This window comes from Candidatus Alkanophaga liquidiphilum, from assembly GCF_053996935.1.
Genome location: NZ_JBMXYC010000057.1, coordinates 1 through 16,278, shown reverse-complemented (window position 1 = coordinate 16,278; position 16,278 = coordinate 1). Strand labels below are relative to the sequence as shown.

Annotated in this window: 20 protein-coding genes and 1 tRNA gene; 10 read left to right on the top strand and 11 right to left on the bottom strand. The window is 52.5% G+C overall.

The features are described 5' to 3' along the window. The first annotated feature begins 716 nt into the window (after positions 1–716). The 3 genes from ACXJJA_RS07655 to ACXJJA_RS07645 are packed head-to-tail and all read left to right on the top strand — an operon-like array spanning position 717 to position 2,707. Positions 717–1,901 carry an NAD(P)/FAD-dependent oxidoreductase gene (locus ACXJJA_RS07655; protein ID WP_456487622.1) on the top strand — a complete coding sequence of 395 codons (1,185 nt, stop codon included), beginning with the start codon at positions 717–719 and terminating at the stop codon, positions 1,899–1,901. 9 nt (positions 1,902–1,910) lie between these two features. Beyond that, entirely contained in the window at positions 1,911–2,270 is a 360-nt protein-coding gene (locus ACXJJA_RS07650; RefSeq protein ID WP_456487621.1) for a DUF1641 domain-containing protein, read from the top strand. A 29-nt stretch (positions 2,271–2,299) separates the two neighbouring features. Then, the gene (locus ACXJJA_RS07645; RefSeq protein WP_456487620.1) at positions 2,300–2,707 is read left to right on the top strand and encodes a ferritin-like domain-containing protein; all 408 of its coding nucleotides are present in this window, start codon (positions 2,300–2,302) and stop codon (positions 2,705–2,707) included. Between the two features lie 62 nt (positions 2,708–2,769). Here ACXJJA_RS07645 and ACXJJA_RS07640 read toward each other — a convergent pair whose 3' ends face one another. Next, the gene (locus ACXJJA_RS07640) at positions 2,770–3,009 is read right to left on the bottom strand and encodes a hypothetical protein (RefSeq protein ID WP_456487619.1); all 240 of its coding nucleotides are present in this window, start codon (positions 3,007–3,009) and stop codon (positions 2,770–2,772) included. A 240-nt stretch (positions 3,010–3,249) separates the two neighbouring features. Here ACXJJA_RS07640 and thrC point away from each other — a divergent pair, with 240 nt between their 5' ends. Next, positions 3,250–4,512, top strand: coding sequence for a threonine synthase (gene thrC, locus ACXJJA_RS07635; RefSeq protein WP_456487618.1), 1,263 nt, complete (start codon positions 3,250–3,252; stop codon positions 4,510–4,512). 37 nt (positions 4,513–4,549) lie between these two features. On the opposite strand, the gene ACXJJA_RS07630 is transcribed toward thrC, so the two are convergent. The 4 genes from ACXJJA_RS07630 to ACXJJA_RS07615 all read right to left on the bottom strand — a co-directional run bounded on the left by ACXJJA_RS07630 (position 4,550) and on the right by ACXJJA_RS07615 (position 7,750). Continuing rightward, positions 4,550–5,293 (bottom strand): NAD+ synthase, encoded by a 744-nt coding sequence (locus tag ACXJJA_RS07630; RefSeq protein ID WP_456487617.1) that lies wholly within the window; start codon positions 5,291–5,293, stop codon positions 4,550–4,552. Positions 5,294–5,503: 210 nt separating this feature from the next. Next, positions 5,504–6,112 carry a response regulator gene (locus tag ACXJJA_RS07625; protein ID WP_456487616.1) on the bottom strand — a complete coding sequence of 203 codons (609 nt, stop codon included), beginning with the start codon at positions 6,110–6,112 and terminating at the stop codon, positions 5,504–5,506. Between the two features lie 326 nt (positions 6,113–6,438). Beyond that, a complete protein-coding gene (locus ACXJJA_RS07620; RefSeq protein WP_456487615.1) occupies positions 6,439–6,735 on the bottom strand; it encodes a DUF8060 family membrane protein in 297 nt (98 codons plus the stop codon). Further along, positions 6,725–7,750: a DUF7490 domain-containing protein gene (locus ACXJJA_RS07615; RefSeq protein ID WP_456487614.1), complete on the bottom strand. Its 1,026-nt coding sequence runs from the start codon at positions 7,748–7,750 to the stop codon at positions 6,725–6,727. The genes ACXJJA_RS07620 and ACXJJA_RS07615 overlap by 11 nt, the downstream gene beginning before the upstream one ends. Positions 7,751–7,863: 113 nt before the next feature. Between ACXJJA_RS07615 and ACXJJA_RS07610 the strand changes: the two genes are divergently transcribed. The 3 genes from ACXJJA_RS07610 to ACXJJA_RS07600 are packed head-to-tail and all read left to right on the top strand — an operon-like array spanning position 7,864 to position 9,471. Next, positions 7,864–8,172: a TIGR00304 family membrane protein gene (locus ACXJJA_RS07610; protein ID WP_456487613.1), complete on the top strand. Its 309-nt coding sequence runs from the start codon at positions 7,864–7,866 to the stop codon at positions 8,170–8,172. 9 nt (positions 8,173–8,181) lie between these two features. Further along, positions 8,182–9,099, top strand: coding sequence for a lysylphosphatidylglycerol synthase transmembrane domain-containing protein (locus tag ACXJJA_RS07605; RefSeq protein ID WP_456487612.1), 918 nt, complete (start codon positions 8,182–8,184; stop codon positions 9,097–9,099). A gap of 33 nt (positions 9,100–9,132) precedes the next feature. Continuing rightward, positions 9,133–9,471, top strand: coding sequence for a hypothetical protein (locus ACXJJA_RS07600; RefSeq protein ID WP_456487611.1), 339 nt, complete (start codon positions 9,133–9,135; stop codon positions 9,469–9,471). A gap of 68 nt (positions 9,472–9,539) precedes the next feature. Here ACXJJA_RS07600 and ACXJJA_RS07595 read toward each other — a convergent pair whose 3' ends face one another. Then, a complete protein-coding gene (locus tag ACXJJA_RS07595) occupies positions 9,540–10,412 on the bottom strand; it encodes an amidohydrolase family protein (RefSeq protein ID WP_456487610.1) in 873 nt (290 codons plus the stop codon). Positions 10,413–10,592: 180 nt separating this feature from the next. Here ACXJJA_RS07595 and ACXJJA_RS07590 point away from each other — a divergent pair. Together ACXJJA_RS07590 and pyrE are read left to right on the top strand one after the other, a co-directional pair. Then, positions 10,593–10,676 (top strand) — tRNA-Ser (locus ACXJJA_RS07590). A 2-nt stretch (positions 10,677–10,678) separates the two neighbouring features. Then, on the top strand, positions 10,679–11,326 hold the full coding sequence (pyrE, locus tag ACXJJA_RS07585; protein ID WP_456487609.1) for an orotate phosphoribosyltransferase: 648 nt from the start codon (positions 10,679–10,681) through the stop codon (positions 11,324–11,326). Position 11,327: 1 nt separating this feature from the next. Here the strand turns inward: pyrE and ACXJJA_RS07580 are convergent, their stop codons facing one another. The 4 genes from ACXJJA_RS07580 to ACXJJA_RS07565 all read right to left on the bottom strand — a co-directional run bounded on the left by ACXJJA_RS07580 (position 11,328) and on the right by ACXJJA_RS07565 (position 14,847). Next, positions 11,328–11,822, bottom strand: coding sequence for an Lrp/AsnC family transcriptional regulator (locus ACXJJA_RS07580; RefSeq protein WP_456487608.1), 495 nt, complete (start codon positions 11,820–11,822; stop codon positions 11,328–11,330). Beyond that, a complete protein-coding gene (locus ACXJJA_RS07575; protein ID WP_456487607.1) occupies positions 11,812–12,909 on the bottom strand; it encodes an RNA-guided endonuclease InsQ/TnpB family protein in 1,098 nt (365 codons plus the stop codon). Before ACXJJA_RS07575 ends, ACXJJA_RS07580 begins: the two co-directional genes overlap by 11 nt. Positions 12,910–12,996: 87 nt before the next feature. Next, positions 12,997–13,614 (bottom strand): indolepyruvate oxidoreductase subunit beta, encoded by a 618-nt coding sequence (locus tag ACXJJA_RS07570; protein WP_456487606.1) that lies wholly within the window; start codon positions 13,612–13,614, stop codon positions 12,997–12,999. 57 nt (positions 13,615–13,671) lie between these two features. Beyond that, positions 13,672–14,847, bottom strand: a complete 1,176-nt coding sequence (locus tag ACXJJA_RS07565; protein ID WP_456487605.1) for an MFS transporter — start codon at positions 14,845–14,847, stop codon at positions 13,672–13,674. A 41-nt stretch (positions 14,848–14,888) separates the two neighbouring features. Between ACXJJA_RS07565 and ACXJJA_RS07560 the strand changes: the two genes are divergently transcribed. Then, positions 14,889–15,518: a CDP-alcohol phosphatidyltransferase family protein gene (locus ACXJJA_RS07560; RefSeq protein WP_456487604.1), complete on the top strand. Its 630-nt coding sequence runs from the start codon at positions 14,889–14,891 to the stop codon at positions 15,516–15,518. On the opposite strand, the gene ACXJJA_RS07555 is transcribed toward ACXJJA_RS07560, so the two are convergent. Then, complete coding sequence (locus ACXJJA_RS07555; RefSeq protein WP_456487603.1) at positions 15,405–16,193, bottom strand: NrpR regulatory domain-containing protein; 789 nt, start codon at positions 16,191–16,193, stop codon at positions 15,405–15,407. The genes ACXJJA_RS07560 and ACXJJA_RS07555 overlap by 114 nt on opposite strands. Positions 16,194–16,278: the final 85 nt, after the last annotated feature.

The window sequence follows — 16,278 nt, the reverse complement described above, 5'->3', positions numbered from 1 at the left end:
GCCTGAGATGCTTCGGGCACGAACAGTGCGCGACCGTCATCGATAAAATAAAAGCTATAGAGGGCGTCGAGCACGTGAGCACCCACCTCGTGCTCAGAACCTTCAAGGAGGAGCCGTATGTGGGATTGCAATCGCATCGGCTTACGTCTTAACGCTTAAGACCACCACTTACCAAGCACGCTTGCATCCATGACGAGTGGAGAAACTTAAACTTAAGCACCCGCTCGGCGAGTTGCTTGCAGTTGGTGGTTTAATCGACGCAATCGTTTTGCAATCGCACGTTTCCAGAGCGGAGGCACGTTGAGCGGAGAAGAGACGTGGAAAGGCGATCGTCGGCCTTAACGGAGAAACTGGAAATGTTAGCAGAAAACAGATGAAAAGTCGCCACAGTCGTCGGTTGCTCTAATCTGATTAGCAGCAGGCACGATATCATCATCGAACTGCTGGTTGAACCACCCTCACTCTTAGCCGTGGTTTTTTGCATGTTTACTCCGACCCGTTCGTCAGCGGCTCCGGACTCGTCGCGAAGCTCCTGACTAAGACGCTGCCGACCGGCGGGAGACCCTTCGTGGAGAGAGCCCCACAAACGCTGCGGAAATCATGAAAAGACACATCGCAGAGAAGATAAAAGAGCTGAAGTTGGAATAGAGGGCTTGTTAAGATAAGGTGCGGAGGATTTGAAAATGAATTTATATTCCTAGGTTTAAGTAACACCCATGGAGTCCATCTTGATTTTAGGGGGCGGGGCTGCGGGCACCGCAATCGGAAACAAGCTTGCAAGGGAGCTTCGCAGGGAAATCGCCAAGGAAGAGGTCGAGATAACAATTCTCGACAAGAGCGACGTCTTCCAGAACCCGGGGGTTTTTACCTTTATCCCCTTCGACCTCTACACCAAGGAGGACGCTCTTAAACCGAGAAGAAAGCTTCTTAGTCCGAGAGTGAAATGCTTCTTTGGTGAAGACGGAGAAGTGACGAAAATAGATATTGGAAGCAGGGAAGTAGCTGTCAAGAGCGGCAAGAAGTATTCCTACGATTACCTCGTCGTCGCTACGGGTTGCAGACACGATTTGAACGCCGTTCCTGGGCTTTCCGCTGATTACAACTCGTTTTACACTCTGGAGGGCACTTTGAAGCTTAGAGAGAAATTAAAAGCGCTCAAAGGGGGCAAAATAGTAATAGCAACGCCAAGGATGCCAATTTCCTGCCCTGGGGCGCCAGGGAAGTTCACAGTGATGCTCGACGACTACCTGCGGCACGTTAGGGGTGTGCGTGAGAATTTCGAAATCTCCTTCCTCTGGCCGGTAGAACTCATAGGACCTCCCGCTTACAATGCCAACATCAGCGAGATTTTCGACGAACGCGGAGTCGAAGTATCACGAAACTTCAAGTTCGCTTCCGTAGATGCTGGAAAAAAAGAAGTAGTTTCTGCTGATGGAGAGCGCATCAAATATGATTTACTTGTGGTTGCTCCTCCACACAGGGCGGCTGAAGCTCTTGAAAATTCTGGGATGACGGACGAAAAAGGCTGGGTTCCCATCGAACGCTATACTCTCCAATACCAGCGGGGAACAAAGACCTACGACGAGGTTTACGTCGCCGGCGACACAGGACCCGCCGAAATCCTGAAAACTGGAATCGGAACGCATTACCAAGCAATGGTCGTCGCTCAGAACCTGATAAACGATATCACGGGCGTCGAAGCAATGGCAACCTACAAAGGGGAAACAGGATGCCCGTTCGTTGGAGAAATTTACTCGGATGCGACGAAAGGCGTCGCCTTCATCCCTTCGTGGACATACAACAGACCGCCGGAGCCGTTTAAGCCTTCAAAGCTCGGTTGGCTCGTCTACCGCTCTTACTACTATCTGTATTGGGAGATGAACGCAAAGGCTCTAATGTAAGGTGGAAAAATGTCTGAAAAAGTTATGTTGGAGCTGGAGTCTGCGGACGCTGAGACGCTAAGCGAGCTTCTCAGCATCATCCGTCTGATTCAGAACTACATGAACGACCAGGTGCTCCAAGACGTTTCGAAGTTGGCTTCGACGACTCTGAAGCTTCTGAACGCCATCGCAAGCACTGACCTCGTGGACGTGCTCGAGCGTAGCATGCAGGACCCTGAGCTTGACAAAGCGTTGCTGAACCCCCCTAAAGTTGCGGGCTTCTGGGCGATGATGCGAGCGTTAAAGGACGAAGACGTTCAGAGAGGTATGGGTATAATGCTGGCGCTCCTTAAAGCTCTGGGAAAGGCAGCCTTCACCCTGAGGGAGTAGCGCGGAGTGGAAAGATAGGAGAGGGGCTTGTGAACGTGAACAAGTTGGGAGCGGCAAAAGGCACGCTCGTCGAAAAGGTGGTGAAAGCGAACTTCAGGGGAGAAACGATAGAGGTTGGTCTCTACCTTGCGATGGCTCGGCAGGCTCAGCGTGAGGGTTACCCCGAAATTGCGGAGGTTTTGAAAGCAATTGCCTGGGATGAGGCTCAGCACGCTGCCCGTTTCGCAGAACTCCTCGGAGAAATCGGAAGCACGAAAGAAAACCTTGAAATGATGCTTAAGGGGGAAATCGCCGCCAACAAGGAGAAGTGGGAAGCAGCGGTGAAAGCAAAGGAAGCAGGCGTTGACGAAGCTCACGACTTCTTCGACGAGAGTTCGAGAGACGAAGCGAGACACGCGGAAGCACTCAAAGGACTGCTGAAGAGGTATTTCGGGTAGCTCGCAGCGTCGTAGATTCATTCTCGATGGTCAAAGCTTTGATTCCATTTTCTCCTTTTTACTCACAGTCCTTTTTTATTTCGAGCCATTGAAGTCTTTGTTAAAAGAATGGATTTCTTTAATTCGCCCATCAAAACGAAAACAATGGTGTCGCTCCTCCAGTTTACCGCCTTGTCCATTACAACGTCGAGCGCCGCCCTCTTACAATCCTTCTTGAAAACGCCGGGGACACGCACGTTCCTCGCCGTCAGCAAGGACGCCTCGCCTTCAAGCGGCAGGTAGGCTTTGAGAGAGTTCGCCACTTCTGCAAGCTGAATGATGACGATTTGCTCTCTCCGTTCATCTTGACGATGCCCTTATCTCGTTCTTTTATTTCTTGCGTGTAAGGTTTCAGCGCCTTTTCGGCTTTAAAAGCATGCACGGAAAGCTTACGTCAACGAATCTCATAAAGCACTCTCTTCGCTTTGACGATAGAGCGCTGAAACTCCGAAGCATCTGCGTGGATGCAAAGAAACAAAACAATCTTCGTTTTACTTAGGAGTATGCCAGAGTACTTCGTGGGGTGCATGAAATGCGGCGCCGACTACGAGCGTGCCGCCGTCGTTTACACCTGCGAGTGTGGCGGGCTTCTCGACATTAAATATGAGTATTCGACAGTGGACGCTAAAAGCATAACAAGAAGCAGTGAGCTCGGTGTCTGGAAGTATCGGGCGTTATTGCCGTTCGAAGACGGCGTTCTCAAGCTCGACGGTGAGGGCGGCACGCTTTCACCAGTGACGACGAGAGAGGGAAACACGCCGCTTTACAAATGCGAGCGGCTCGCCGAGAAACTGGAAATGACAGAGCTTTACGTGAAACACGAAGGACTCAACCCAACAGGCTCTTTCAAAGATAGGGGCATGACCGTCGGCGTGACAAAGGCGTTGGAGCTAAAAATGACGAAGGTGGCGTGCGCCTCCACCGGGAACACGTCGGCGTCGCTTGCCATATATGCGGCTCGTGCAGGAATTCCGTGCTATGTGCTCCTCCCTAAGGGGAAAGTGGCGCTCGGCAAGGTCGCACAAGCCATCATGCACGGCGCAAAGGTCATCGCCATCAACGGGAATTTTGACGACGCCCTCCGTATCGTCCGTGAGCTTTGCGAGGAGCTGCGCATCTACCTGCTCAATTCCGTCAATCCCTATCGCTTAGAGGGGCAGAAAACTATAGCTTTTGAAATTACAGAGCAATTAGGCTGGCGTGCACCTGACAGAGTTGTTCTACCAGTGGGCAATGCCGGGAACATCAGCGCTATCTACAAAGGCTTCTGCGAGCTTCGGGAGCTTGGTATTTTGGACAGCACGCCGAAGATGACTGGAATTCAAGCGGTGGGAGCAAAACCTGTCGTGGATGCAATAAGGAGCGGGAGCGCAGAGATAATGCCGGAGCCGCAGCCTGAAACGATAGCATCGGCGATAAGGATTGGAAATCCGGTGAATGCGCCGAAAGCATTGCGTGCAATAAGAGATTCAGGCGGCACCGCCGAGGCGGTAACCGATACCGAGATCATAGAGGCGCAGAAGGAGCTTGCGCGGCTCGAGGGCATCGGCGTGGAGCCAGCGAGCGCAGCGTCGCTTGCTGGCTTGAAGAAGCTTTTAGAGTTGGGAGTTGTGGAGAGGGACGAGACTGTGGTGTGCGTCACGACCGGACACCTGCTGAAGGACCCCGAAGCGGTGTTAAAGGCGTGCGAGCCGCCTGTCGAGGTCGAGGCGGATGTTAACGCTGTCAGGAAGCTGTTGATTCTGCCAACGCTGGCGGCGTTTTAATTGCATATAGAGGAACTTGCACGCCACGGCACAAAAATCAGACCTCAAATACCGGCGGGCTTTCCCTTTTATGTCTCGCCCGTTCCATCATTTCCTGCACTCGCCGCACCTCGCTCTCGTCGCAGCCTGAGAGGTCGCCGGTTTCCAGAGCCACCAAAATATTGTCAAGCGTCTCGTAGCTCATTCCGAGTTCGCCCTCGTCGGTCTGTCCTGCCCAAAGACCAGCTGATGGCGGCTTCTCGATGATTTCTTGAGGGACTCCGAGCGCCTGTGCGAGCCGCCGCACCTCAGTTTTTAAAAGTCCACCTAGCGGTAGGAGGTCCACACCGCCATCACCATATTTCGTAAAGTAGCCAACCAAGAGCTCGCTTTTGTTCCCGGTGCCGACGACAAGGTAGTTCAGCTTGTTTGCAAAATAGTAAAGAACGAGCATCCGAAGGCGTGGCTTCAGGTTCGCCGCCGCAATGTCGGCTTCGCCATCATATTCACGAGATTCAAGCATTCTGAAGAGCGATGCGAAAATCGGCGAAAGGTCAACCGTTCGGGTTTTGATGTCGAACTTTTCGGCGACGAGCTTTGCGTGCGCCACGTCCCTCGGGTCGCTGAAGCATGGTAGGATCAGCCCAAGCGTCGCATCTGGAAAAGCCCTCTTGCAAAGGACCGCAGTGACCGAAGAATCTACACCGCCGCTCATCCCGACAACGACGCCACGAGCGCCCGCCACTTCAACCTGCTTCCTAATCCAGCCACTTATCCTCTCTGCCAGCTCTGCCTCACGCATCTTATAAAGTTAAAAGCAGACTTGTAAATAAATAATTCGACGGAAAACGGTAAGACCAGGCAGCTGCCCCCTGTGGCGGCTTGACAAATCTCTTTAACGAACGTCAGCGGTAAGACATGCATACTCTCCCCATGGAAGAAACATGCGTTACTTCCAAGCGCTGTAACGTGCAGCCCTGAGGCATCTCAGCGTATTTTACCCTTTTTAGCACTACTTTCTGAGCATGCCGATTATGTCTTTCAGGCGTGCTTCTTTCTCTCGTATCTCCTTCTCTTTTGCCTCGATTATCTTTTTCGTGTCTTTGTCGTCGAGCCCGCCGAGTTTTGTGAGCACATTTATTAGCTTACGGTGTCGCTCTACGTATTTCCTCGTCATCACATACTCGCTTGCGATTTCGTTGCTTATTGACCTTAACTCGCCTACTACGTCTTTTATCTCTTTTTCTCTCTCTAAAATGTCTCTTACGCACCTCAGTATATCTTCCTTGGTAAATGGTTTGACTATGTAGTTCTCGATGTTTTCTATGATCTCGCTGGCGACAGTCTCCGGTGTCAACGGGACGACAGTCAACATGCACACAGGAATTTCTCTTAGTGCTTCTTCACTTTTAATGCGGTTGAGCGTCTCCCACCCATTTATAGGCTCCATCATTATGTCTAAGAGTATAAGGTCCGGGCGCTCGTCCGTGCTTTTGAGCATATCAAGGCACTCGACGCCGGAATATGCGTGCGCAACTTCGTAGCCCTCTTCCTCTAAAATCTTTCTTACCATCTCAACAATGTCCGGGTCATCGTCCACTATCATTATCTTCTTTCTCATAATGCCCCCTTTCATTTCATCCCTTTTTCTTTATTAAATCTGTGCCTGATTATAGAGTGTTTATCTATCTGGGCGGGTCGGAGCACGGTGGCAATAGCGGCTCAGAGGGGGCGGATAATGGCAAGGTCCTAAAGGTACTTAGGCACCGTTTCACGCGCGGTGGCAGGAAATGTAATACCCTAGTCATGTGTGCTATGCCCCCGGCAGATGGGCGGGTCGCAAGCGTTGGTCGAAACAAATATTGAAATGCCGAGCATTAATTAGTGTAACTCAACAGAAAACAGAAATGTTGAAATGATGAGATACTGATGCCGGGCTCTACCGAATTACCAGCGCACGACGACTCTCAGAAGGTAGGCAACAACGGCAATCACACACGCTGCAAAGCCTGCCGTCACCAGCGCTTGATACCTATATTCGAAAAGACTGGCGACCGCGCTCACGACCGAAAAGTAGAAGTGGAACGTCGCAACGAGCAGTAAGAGCATCAAAATGACGAGAACGCCGAGCCTGAAATATCTGAGCAGTTCGTCACCACGCCGCACTTCAGCTTTCGCCTCAACCTTGCTTTTGTTAATTCCCTCTTTTACCGCCTCTTTTACTACTTCTTTTTCACTTGCCACGCCCCATCACCCCCTTTAACAGGAACAACGCTGCTAAGAGCGACCCCACTGCCGTTACACCCTCGAAGCCCGCAGGCATCGGCGGTGTAGGATGGCGTTCGCCCCCACCCACGTCCCTTGGCGCCTTAAGCGGTTCAATTCTAGATTGCTGCTGTGAGGGGATGAAATATGAGATTTCGACGGCTGGCGAGACTTCCATGGTTTCCTCTTCAGCTCTGACGGCAATTGTTCGGTTTGCGAAGGGACTGAGGGCGACGAAACCACTACCTTCCTTTATTATCTGCTGTTCCTGCCAAATTTGGGTTTCGACGACGTAGTCACGCCCGTTGAGCAAGTGGAGCGTCGCATGCCGTAGGCTCGTGCTTTCCTTAGGCAGAAGCCCGAGGTCAAGCCACTGCCGTGCGGTTATGAGCTTTGTCTCGTTGTCCCGTGCTTTTACGAGCGCTCGCAAGCCGCTGACGTCGCTGCCGAGATTGTCGATGTAGAGCGTGACATTTATCGCCGCATACTCCTTACCGCCAACGCTTTCGACAGATTCCACGTAAAAGTCCATAACTCTAAGCGAGAGCCTTGCGTGCTCCGGCGGCTCTAACGCCTCGAGTCCTCTGATGTAAACTTCGTAATCACCGATGCTCTTTTCGTCCTCGATGAGCACGAGGCGGATGCGGTAGTCGCCATGCCGCTCCACGCATATTAATACGCTGGCTGCCTTCGTCTCTTCTTTTTTCAGGATGCCGACGTCGGTCCTATTGGTGGCGACGAGGAGGTTCGTCCTCGCATCGAAAGCTTTCACGAAAAGTTTAATGTTGCCACTGCTCGTGCCCCAATTGTCGAGGTATGCAGTGATGTTGAGCGCTGCCGTCGAAGCGTTAATGGCTGCAGCTGCAACGTCCACATCTTTAATAACAACGGCTGACGGCGCCTCGTAAAGCCCCTCGCCGACCGTCGCAACGAGAGCTACGAGCACAAAGAATGCTAAAACCACCAACAGTGCTACTAATAAGTCCTTATCCATCACTTCTTGCTTGTAAGGAGCGGCTTAAATATCTTTCTTTGACTTCTAACGGATTCGTAATGTAATCGATAAAATTAAGCTTTTTGAAACTTAACGGCTGTTAGGGATGCAAGATGTTTAAGTGGTGGTTACTGGGCTTTGCGCTGATGCTGCTTGGCATACTGATCATATTCGTGGGCACGCTCTACGAGGGCTACAAGGCGGTGCGAGAGGGGCGTTACTGGCACGAGCACGGGCGTGAAGGAGTGGGCGAGAGCTGGGAAAATACTACGGGAGGCAGGGCGGCGGGCGTCGTGATGATAGGACCGTTTCCGATAGTCTTCGGGACTGACGTGGCAGCGGTGAAGCTCGCAATCATGCTGACGATTGTGCTAATGATTGTTGCGTTCATTCTACTGCTGCTGTCCGTGCGGCTTTTTTAAGTGATGAACATGAAAAGGGAGATACAGATAATCATTGGCTTGCTGATATTTGCGCTACTCTTTTACAAAATAGACGTAGAGGAAGTTCTTGCGGCTTTCAGTAGGGTGAGTTTGCCGTATTTCGGGCTTGCCGCCGCCTCTTATTTCTGTTACGACGTGTTCATGGCGTTCCGCCTGCACTACCTACTGTCGAAGCTCAGGGTGCGCAAAATAAAGAGCTCTTTTAAGGATTCGTTTTTTGCGCACATGGGCGGGATGATAGCGTCCGACGTAACACCTGCGAGGAGTGGTTACCTTTTGACGCCTTATTTTTTGAGGAAGGGCGGGAACGCAAGCATTACAGAGGGGTTCGCCGCCATCCTGGCGCCGCAGGGCTTCGAGTTCGTGATGAAGGTTTTTGGTGGCTTCCTCGGCTTTCTGTTTTTCATCTCCGCTCTTGACTCAAGCTTGCTCGTGCCTCTGAGCGTTGCCGCTGCCGTGTTCCTCATAATCGGCGTTATGACTCTCACGGCTCTCTGGACGAAAGAAGAACTTTCTTCGTCACTGTTATTTAAAATTCCAGTGCTGAAAAGGTTCGGCAGTGGATACAACAGGATTAAAGACTTGAGTTTTGAAATTAAGAGCGCCCTGCCCGCTATATTTGCGATATATATGGCGTGCTGGCTGCTCATGGGGCTGCAGTGGTTCTTCTTGGCTAAGGCGCTTGGCACTAATTTGTCGTTTGTCGCATGCTTCCTCCTGCATCCGCTGATAACGCTACTTGCTTTCGTGCCGCTGACGCCTGCAGGCTTCGGAATAATGGAAGGCGGCACCGCCGCCGTCTTCCACATGCTCGGCGTTAACGTCGGCGTCGCACTGACGTTCTCGCTGCTCGTGCGGATTAATTGCATAATCGTGGACGCCATCGGGCTGAGAATGTTTTTCTGAAGTTTTTTATTCAGGCGTCTTAAACATTAGAGCATGGCAGGAATTGAGGTGAAGTGGGTATTTCTGGGGACGCTGATAATGATAGTTGTGGTAATAACCCTCGGCATCTTGCTGGGCGGCATCATCGGCGGCTTCGCTGGCGTTCTTGGTTATCTCGTCGGCGGCATGCTCATAGGTAGACTCTCCGCGGGCAAGACCATTTTGGAGGCGGGAATTGCAGGCGCATTTACGGTGCTAATAGGCGCCTTTGCTCTTCTGCGTGCGGGCGAGATCCCTGCGAGCGTCGTCGTCATGGCATCGTTGCTCGGCTTCCTGATAGCGCTGCTCGGCGGGTGGCTCGGCGAGAAGTGGCAAGAGGCTGCAGAAAAATAGTTACTTGTGCTCCTACAAAGTGCTCTGTGCTGGTAGGTAGGACGCCCTAACGCTGGGGCGGCGGTGGGCTAAAGCTCCAGCTTCAGAACCTTCTGGGCGTTTTTGACGAATACCTTTTCGAGGACTTCGGGCTTGTAGCCTTGAGATTCCCAATCTTGGAAGAGGCGTTCGTAGCTGAACCACGGGTAGTCGGAGCCGAACATCACTTTGTTCTGGAGGCGAGTATTGATTTCTCGTTTGAAGCTTTCGTCAAAGTAGCGGGGCAGCCAGCCGTGCAGTTCGTTATACACGTTACCCTTGTGGATGAGGACAGAAGCCATCTCCCTATCAAAAGGCCATGCATAATGAGCGCATATTATCTTAAGCTTCGGGAAGTCCGCAGCGACGTTATCCACGTGTGGGATTGGGCGTTCCGTCCAGAGTTTGATGCCCCAGCCGCCGGGCTGCCCGGAGCCGTAGGCAAGGTGCCCGACCCAAATTTTGATGGGAACGTCGGCGTCCTCGCAAACTTCGTAATACGGATACCAGCGATAATCGTCAGCAGGGATGCCTGTGAAAGCACCGCAGACTGCCATACCAAACGTCTTAAGGTCGTAGATGCAACGCTCCAGTTCCTTCACTCCCGCACGCCCCCAGTCCGGGTCAAGAGCGACCCAGGCGCCGACTATCACGTCAGGATACTTTTTTATCAGCTCGCCTGCGTAGTCGTTCTGCCTTTTTATTTCGTTGAGATCTTTCCAGCCGACAGACTTATACCCACCTGCCCATACCACGCCGCAGACGTCAGCGCTCTTCATTCCTCCTATCCACTCTTCCTCGCTCATTATCACCTTGTCAGACGCCCTAAAATACTTCATCAGAATGTCAAACCGCTCTTTGTCCTTAAAGGGAATTCTGCCCTCGACGCCGATTTGCACCTGCAGGTCTATCGCCTTCACCATGTTTTTCTCTTAACTTTTTGATTAAGATAAATAATGATGTTTTTAAGTGCAAGTAGTCCTGCCTTTATTGTGGACACCATGCTAGGTGGTTTTGCAGGCGTCTCTCGTAATTCCCTCAACCCCCATGCTACCGAAAAGTTTTTCAGGCTGAGAGAGGAACAAAAAAGAGGGGAGGTAGGTGTCGGGATTGCCGAGTGGTTAAGGCGGCAGGTTGCTAACCTGCTTCCCCAAAGGGGAACGGGGGTTCGAATCCCCCTCCCGACGCTATGATCGAGGAGCTTTTGAAGCGGGGGGTTTTGAAGTTTGGGGAGTTCCGGTTGAAGTCAGGGCGGCTCAGTCCCTACTTCTTCAACGTCGCAGCGCTGAACGATGGTGCAGGCTTACGGCTCGTCGCTGATGCCTTTACGGAGCTTATTTTTAAAGAGCGTCTACATGAGCAGTTTGATGTGATTTTAGGCGCAGCCTACAAGGGAATCCCGCTTGCCGCCGCCATCGTGCTCTCACTTGCGGAACGTGGCGTGAACAAGCGCTTCGCATATGATAGGAAGGAAGTAAAAAGCTACGGCGATGCCGCCGACCACCTTTTCGTCGGAAATATTCGCAACGGGGACCGCATCTTGCTCGTCGACGACGTCATAACATCCGGAGAGACGAAGCTCAAGCTCGTGGAGCAGCTGAAAAATGTAGCAGATGTCAAAGTCGCCGCCCTCCTAATATTCTTCGACAGAGAAGAGACGACGGACCGCTCTGGAATTAGTGCCGTCGAAGTCTTAGAACGACACGGCATAAGGGTTTACAGCGTGCTGCAGGCTTCTAAAGTATTTAAAGAGCTAAGAGCTGTAGGCAAGCTCGAAGATGAAAATTTTGCGAGGATTAAGGAGTATTTTGAGAAATACGGATGCGTGAGGCTTTAAGTTAAAGCGAGATGGCGAGCCTTTTGTTCTTCTCAGGTTCGTAAAAAGTTTCGGCGTCCTCCTTGTAGGTTTTCAGAAGGAAGTGCGTGTTCGTCTCATTGACCTGTTCGAGCGGGGCGATTTTGGCAGCGACGAAGTGCGCAATCTCCTTCATCGAGTCGCCGCTCACCATGACTTGGAGGTCGTAATCGCCGGACACGAGATACACGGAACGCACTTCCGGAAAGCGGGCGATACGCTCGGCGATGGAGTCATAGCCCTTCGCACGCTCTGGACTCACCTTCAAATCTATGATTGCATAGACCTTCTCGACGCCCGCCTGCTCCCAGTTGATTACTGCCTTGTATTTTCGGATGACACCTCGCCTCTCAAGCTCAGAAATGGCTTTTTTTACGTCATCCTCGCTGACGCCGAGCATCGCCGCAATATCGGCTTCGCTCGCCTTCGCATCTTTTTCTAAAATTTTCAGCAATTCCTTCTTAATATCATCGTCCATAATACCACCAGTGACCTCCTCCCTCCATTGGAGGGCATCCGCCGGATGCACGAGGTTGGGGAGTGTGCCTGATATGGCGCTCCCCTTCGAGCTGGGTCACGACAGCTCCTACCGTGAGCATGTAGCCCACGGCTCGTTTCAGTATGTTCTTGGCTCCGTTCACATCCGCATTAACCTGATAGCCGCAATCCTCGCAGATGAAGACGCCGGGTCTTTCCGTTCGCAGCGAGCCGCAGCGGGAACACTGCTTCGATGTGTTGTGCTCCGGAACTTCTATGACTAGGATGCCCCTCTCCAACGCCTTATACTTGATGTACTCCTTCAGACGGTAGAACGGCATGGAATTGACCTTCCTGTTCGCCTTTTTCCCTTTATGGTTCTTCCTGACGCCGCTCAAGTCGCCTATCGCTATTATGGCGTCGTGCCTCTCCGCCTCTTCAACGATATCCTTCGCTATCTTGTGCAGCTCGTCATTCACAACTCTCTTCTCCTTGCGCCCGATCTTCTTTATCGCCCTCTGCTTCTTCTCCCTTCCGAGCTTTCTCCTTAACCAGAAGTATTTTCCTCTAACCGCCCTCACTTTTCTGCCGTAGAACTTCGGTTTGCTGCGGTGCCGTGCCACCGACACGGCTACCCAACGAGCTCCCACGTCTATCGCGATGATGGATGCGTATTCTTTCTTCAGCTCGACATCCTTCTTGACTGCGACGTGAAGGTAGAATTCTCCGCCCTTCCTGACGAGCAGAGACTCACATACATCCCACTCCTCGAATTTGAAAGGCTGATGAGCAAGTGCAACCTTAACGCCTCCTCTCACACCTTTTACCCTTATCCTCGCCCAGTATTTAGCTATTTTCGTGTCCCTTCTTTGGATATCTATCAAATCTTTCCTTATGGGAACGCCTTTCATCCGCTTCGCTTTCTTGTATAGCCACTTCGCATCTTGCTTGTATGCTGAATATACGCCTCTATCTTCGCCTGTCTCGAGCCAGTGCTGGAAGTTATCATACTCTCTATTGAGCAGCTCTCGCTTGCGCTTCGTCAGCCCAATGAGCTTGCATCTGATCGTCTTCGTTGCTTCCATCATTTTTAGTATGACTCTTCTACTTAAATATTTTCTTCCTCACCCGCCTCCCCTGCCCTCCTTAAGGAGGGGATCGGCAGCAACATCTTCCTAAAGCGTTCTTGCCGCCCTTATTATTTTCATTCCCTCTCTGAACGCCCGGAGGTTGAGTTCATAACCCTCTTTGCCATCAAAATGCTCCTCGATGGCTTTTTCGACGGCGTTCGCATGCAGTGGCACGAGTCCATCGCCAATAAGGCAGCCCATCATCACCATGTTCTGGACGAGCGTGTCGCCTACCTCCTTCGCGATTTCCGTGGCTTCCACAACCTTGACCTCGGCGGCTAAGCGTCTCGCCCGCCTCAAAATTTCCTCGACGGGCGGATATTCGGCGTCGCCCGCGAGCACCTCTATTGGATATATCGGTCTTGGATTTACAATGACCCTCGTGCGGCGACTCCCAAGCTCAGCAAGCACCCGCAGCATCTCCACGGGCTCGAAACCGAGAACGACATGCGCCATACCTTTCGGGATTAGGGGTCCATAGCGCTCACGCTTCGAGAAGCGGAGGTGGCTCTGAACGGAGCCGCCACGCTGCGACGCCCCGTAGGTCTCGCCAACTGTTACAATAAAACCCTCCTTGATGGCGGCGCTCGCAAGTATCTGCGACGCCAGCACGTTTCCCTGCCCGCCGACCCCACATATCACCACGTTCCACGGGTCTTCCATCCTATCCCCGTATGCTATTTAGAGTTTAAAAATTTACGTGTTGCGTGTAGCTATGCATCAAGGCGTTTTCAGCCGTTTTATTGACGCCAGCACAAGGAAAATGGATGCGAGGATGAGCGATGCTGCAATGAGGAACAGGCTTCTTATGCCAAAGCTCGCCCAGACGACGCCGCAGGACAGCGAGCCAAAGGCGTAGCCGAAACGCCACATGCTCCATGCCGAGCCAAGGAAGAGCGCCCGCCGCTCATCAATGGCGTAGTAGCCGAGCGTGCTGCTGAACGCAAGCCACGACATGCCGCTTGCGAAGTGGTAAGCGAATGCGAGAGCGGCAGCTTGCGTGAGCGACATCGCCAACGAAACACCAGCGAGCAGTGGGACGGCGACGGCGCTCGAAATCAGAAACACCCTAATGCTGCCGAGCTTGTCCACGATGCTGCCAGCAGCTTGTGCCGCATACATGCACGCCATCATGACCATCGTAAGAGCGCCGACGAGCGGTGGTGCTGCTTTGAAATCCTTCTCTAAGTAAACCGGGAGCGATGGGGAAATAAAGCCTATAGCAAGCCCCCTAAAAACCTCAGCGACGAATAGTAGCACGCCCAACGCCCAGACTGCTCGAAACGCCTTTAAAAAATTCTTAGTTGTTACTCTCTCGAAGTTCACCGAGCGCTCCGTCGTTCGCACCCTGAATGTCAGCGGGACACACGCCACGAACACGAGCAGCGTGAGCATGAATATCAGGCGAGGGCGAACTTCCAGCAGAAAGCCTGTGAGCAGCGGACCTGTGAGATAGCCCACGCCCTCTGCGATGTGCATGTTTCCGTAAGTCTTGCCGATTTCATTTTTCGGGACGACGTCCGCGACGAGTGCATATAGCGTCTGGAAGTAGAACGCGGTGCTCACGCCGAAAAGCGTGAACGCCGCCAGCAGGAAGTGTCGCTCGTAGAAAATGGCGACGGCGGATGCCAGCACGCAAACGCAACTGCACACCGTCAGGAAGAAGCGCCGCCCTCGCACGTCTGCCAAATACCCCAACGGATATCTTAGAGCAGCAGAGGCAAAATTGAACAAGAAGAAGCTAAAAGTGAACTCAAAAATCCCACCGCCGACGCTTTCTAAGATGAGCGGAAACAGCGGGATGACAATCCCCCAGCCCAGATTGGTAAGGAACGCAAACAGCATTAATGACAAAAGTTCCGTATGCATGCTTCCGAATGCTTTTAGTCCTCGCATCCTCTAAAAGAGTTAGTTGTCTGAATATTAGGGGGACGCGGATGCTTGAATCTGTGAGACCGCATGCAGATACGCTGCTGAGTAGGCTTGCGAGGCTATTTGTCCCCTTAGGAGTCCCGCCGAACGTTCTTAGCGTTGTAGCTCTCGCCCTCGCCGCCGCCTCGGGCGTCCTCATCGTCCTCTCCGCACATCGGAACTCAGACTTCAACAGCCTTCTAGCGCTCGCCGCCGGACTTCTGGGCGTCAGCGCGCTTCTTGACGCCCTCGACGGGGCGCTCGCCAGAGAATTGCGGGCAGAAAGCAAAAAGGGCGACTTCCTCGACCACGCCCTTGACAGGTATGCGGATGTCCTCGTGCTCTGCGGCGTGATTTTTGGCGGATACACCCCAGCTAAAATAGGCGTCGCCGCCGTTGTTGGCGTTCTTCTTACATCTTACATGGGCACGCAAGCGCAAGCCGTCGGTTTCTCTCGTGAATACAGAGGCATCCTTAGCAGAGCCGACCGGCTCCTCATCCTGATCTTGGCTACGCTCATGAACGCTTTCTACCAGAAAGAGCTAAGGCTCGCATTCTTGAGCTTCACGATTTTGGGCTGGTGCATGCTCGTCTTTGCAGTCCTCTGCAACATCACCGCGCTGCAGAGGTTCTTCTACGTGTGGCGCCGCTTGTAGCAGCTCTGATAGCTCGACAAGCTTATAAATTTTGCTTTTGACGACCGCGCCGTCCTCAACGAGCGCTGCAACAGGATTCGCTTCGCTCGTTATCGCAATTCCGATACGATCGCTGGCAACGAGCATGCCGAGCAGCGGCGCATTCGGCTCGCCCATTTGGATTACGCACCTGAAGCCTTGCGCCGTGAGCCTTTCAAGAACTTCCTCAGCGGCGTCCCTCGCCGCAACCGGCACCTCCAAAAAACTTGCTATTATCTTACCGCTCCCCGTGCTCGCCATTTCATTCACTGCCGTCAATCCTAAATCCATAAATATCAAATCGGGCTCGACAGTCGTCCCCTCGTATTCTAAGAACTCTACAAAGCGCAATGCCTCTCCATCTTTAACTTGGACGACGCCGCAGCCCCTGAGCACGACAGGAACGCCATTCCCCAGGAGAGCGCCGCATACCGTGGCTTGCGAGACCGTGAAAAGCAAAACAGCGCCCCGCCGCCTCTCGACTTTGAAATGCGAACTCACGGCGAGGTCCATGAGTGCCTCACACTTTTCAAACGCTTGCCCCACATCGAGGTTTTTGAGAGCGTAAACACTGACGGCAGCCTTGCCACAATATCCCTGCGGGTCGAAAGTAATTCCACATATTAATCTCGCAAGCCTCGTGCCCACAAGCTCCATCTTGTTTGCTTCCCGTGGAATACTTATATGGTTTTGCGCATAGTATCTGGCAAGAGAGATTACCATGGGCTGCTTATCCATTGCC

Excerpts from the sequence above, each read along its gene's own strand:
- ACXJJA_RS07655 (WP_456487622.1), top strand. The coding sequence starts at position 717 with ATGGAGTCCATCTTGATTTTAGGGGGCGGGGCTGCGGGCACCGCAATC.
- ACXJJA_RS07650 (WP_456487621.1), top strand. The coding sequence starts at position 1,911 with ATGTCTGAAAAAGTTATGTTGGAGCTGGAGTCTGCGGACGCTGAGACG.
- thrC (WP_456487618.1), top strand. The coding sequence starts at position 3,250 with ATGCCAGAGTACTTCGTGGGGTGCATGAAATGCGGCGCCGACTACGAG.
- ACXJJA_RS07630 (WP_456487617.1), bottom strand. The coding sequence starts at position 5,293 with ATGCGTGAGGCAGAGCTGGCAGAGAGGATAAGTGGCTGGATTAGGAAG.
- ACXJJA_RS07625 (WP_456487616.1), bottom strand. The coding sequence starts at position 6,112 with ATGAGAAAGAAGATAATGATAGTGGACGATGACCCGGACATTGTTGAG.
- ACXJJA_RS07615 (WP_456487614.1), bottom strand. The coding sequence starts at position 7,750 with ATGGATAAGGACTTATTAGTAGCACTGTTGGTGGTTTTAGCATTCTTT.
- ACXJJA_RS07610 (WP_456487613.1), top strand. The coding sequence starts at position 7,864 with ATGTTTAAGTGGTGGTTACTGGGCTTTGCGCTGATGCTGCTTGGCATA.
- ACXJJA_RS07605 (WP_456487612.1), top strand. The coding sequence starts at position 8,182 with ATGAAAAGGGAGATACAGATAATCATTGGCTTGCTGATATTTGCGCTA.
- ACXJJA_RS07600 (WP_456487611.1), top strand. The coding sequence starts at position 9,133 with ATGGCAGGAATTGAGGTGAAGTGGGTATTTCTGGGGACGCTGATAATG.
- ACXJJA_RS07595 (WP_456487610.1), bottom strand. The coding sequence starts at position 10,412 with ATGGTGAAGGCGATAGACCTGCAGGTGCAAATCGGCGTCGAGGGCAGA.
- pyrE (WP_456487609.1), top strand. The coding sequence starts at position 10,679 with ATGATCGAGGAGCTTTTGAAGCGGGGGGTTTTGAAGTTTGGGGAGTTC.
- ACXJJA_RS07580 (WP_456487608.1), bottom strand. The coding sequence starts at position 11,822 with ATGGACGATGATATTAAGAAGGAATTGCTGAAAATTTTAGAAAAAGAT.
- ACXJJA_RS07575 (WP_456487607.1), bottom strand. The coding sequence starts at position 12,909 with ATGATGGAAGCAACGAAGACGATCAGATGCAAGCTCATTGGGCTGACG.
- ACXJJA_RS07570 (WP_456487606.1), bottom strand. The coding sequence starts at position 13,614 with ATGGAAGACCCGTGGAACGTGGTGATATGTGGGGTCGGCGGGCAGGGA.
- ACXJJA_RS07565 (WP_456487605.1), bottom strand. The coding sequence starts at position 14,847 with ATGCGAGGACTAAAAGCATTCGGAAGCATGCATACGGAACTTTTGTCA.
- ACXJJA_RS07560 (WP_456487604.1), top strand. The coding sequence starts at position 14,889 with ATGCTTGAATCTGTGAGACCGCATGCAGATACGCTGCTGAGTAGGCTT.
- ACXJJA_RS07555 (WP_456487603.1), bottom strand. The coding sequence starts at position 16,193 with ATGGAGCTTGTGGGCACGAGGCTTGCGAGATTAATATGTGGAATTACT.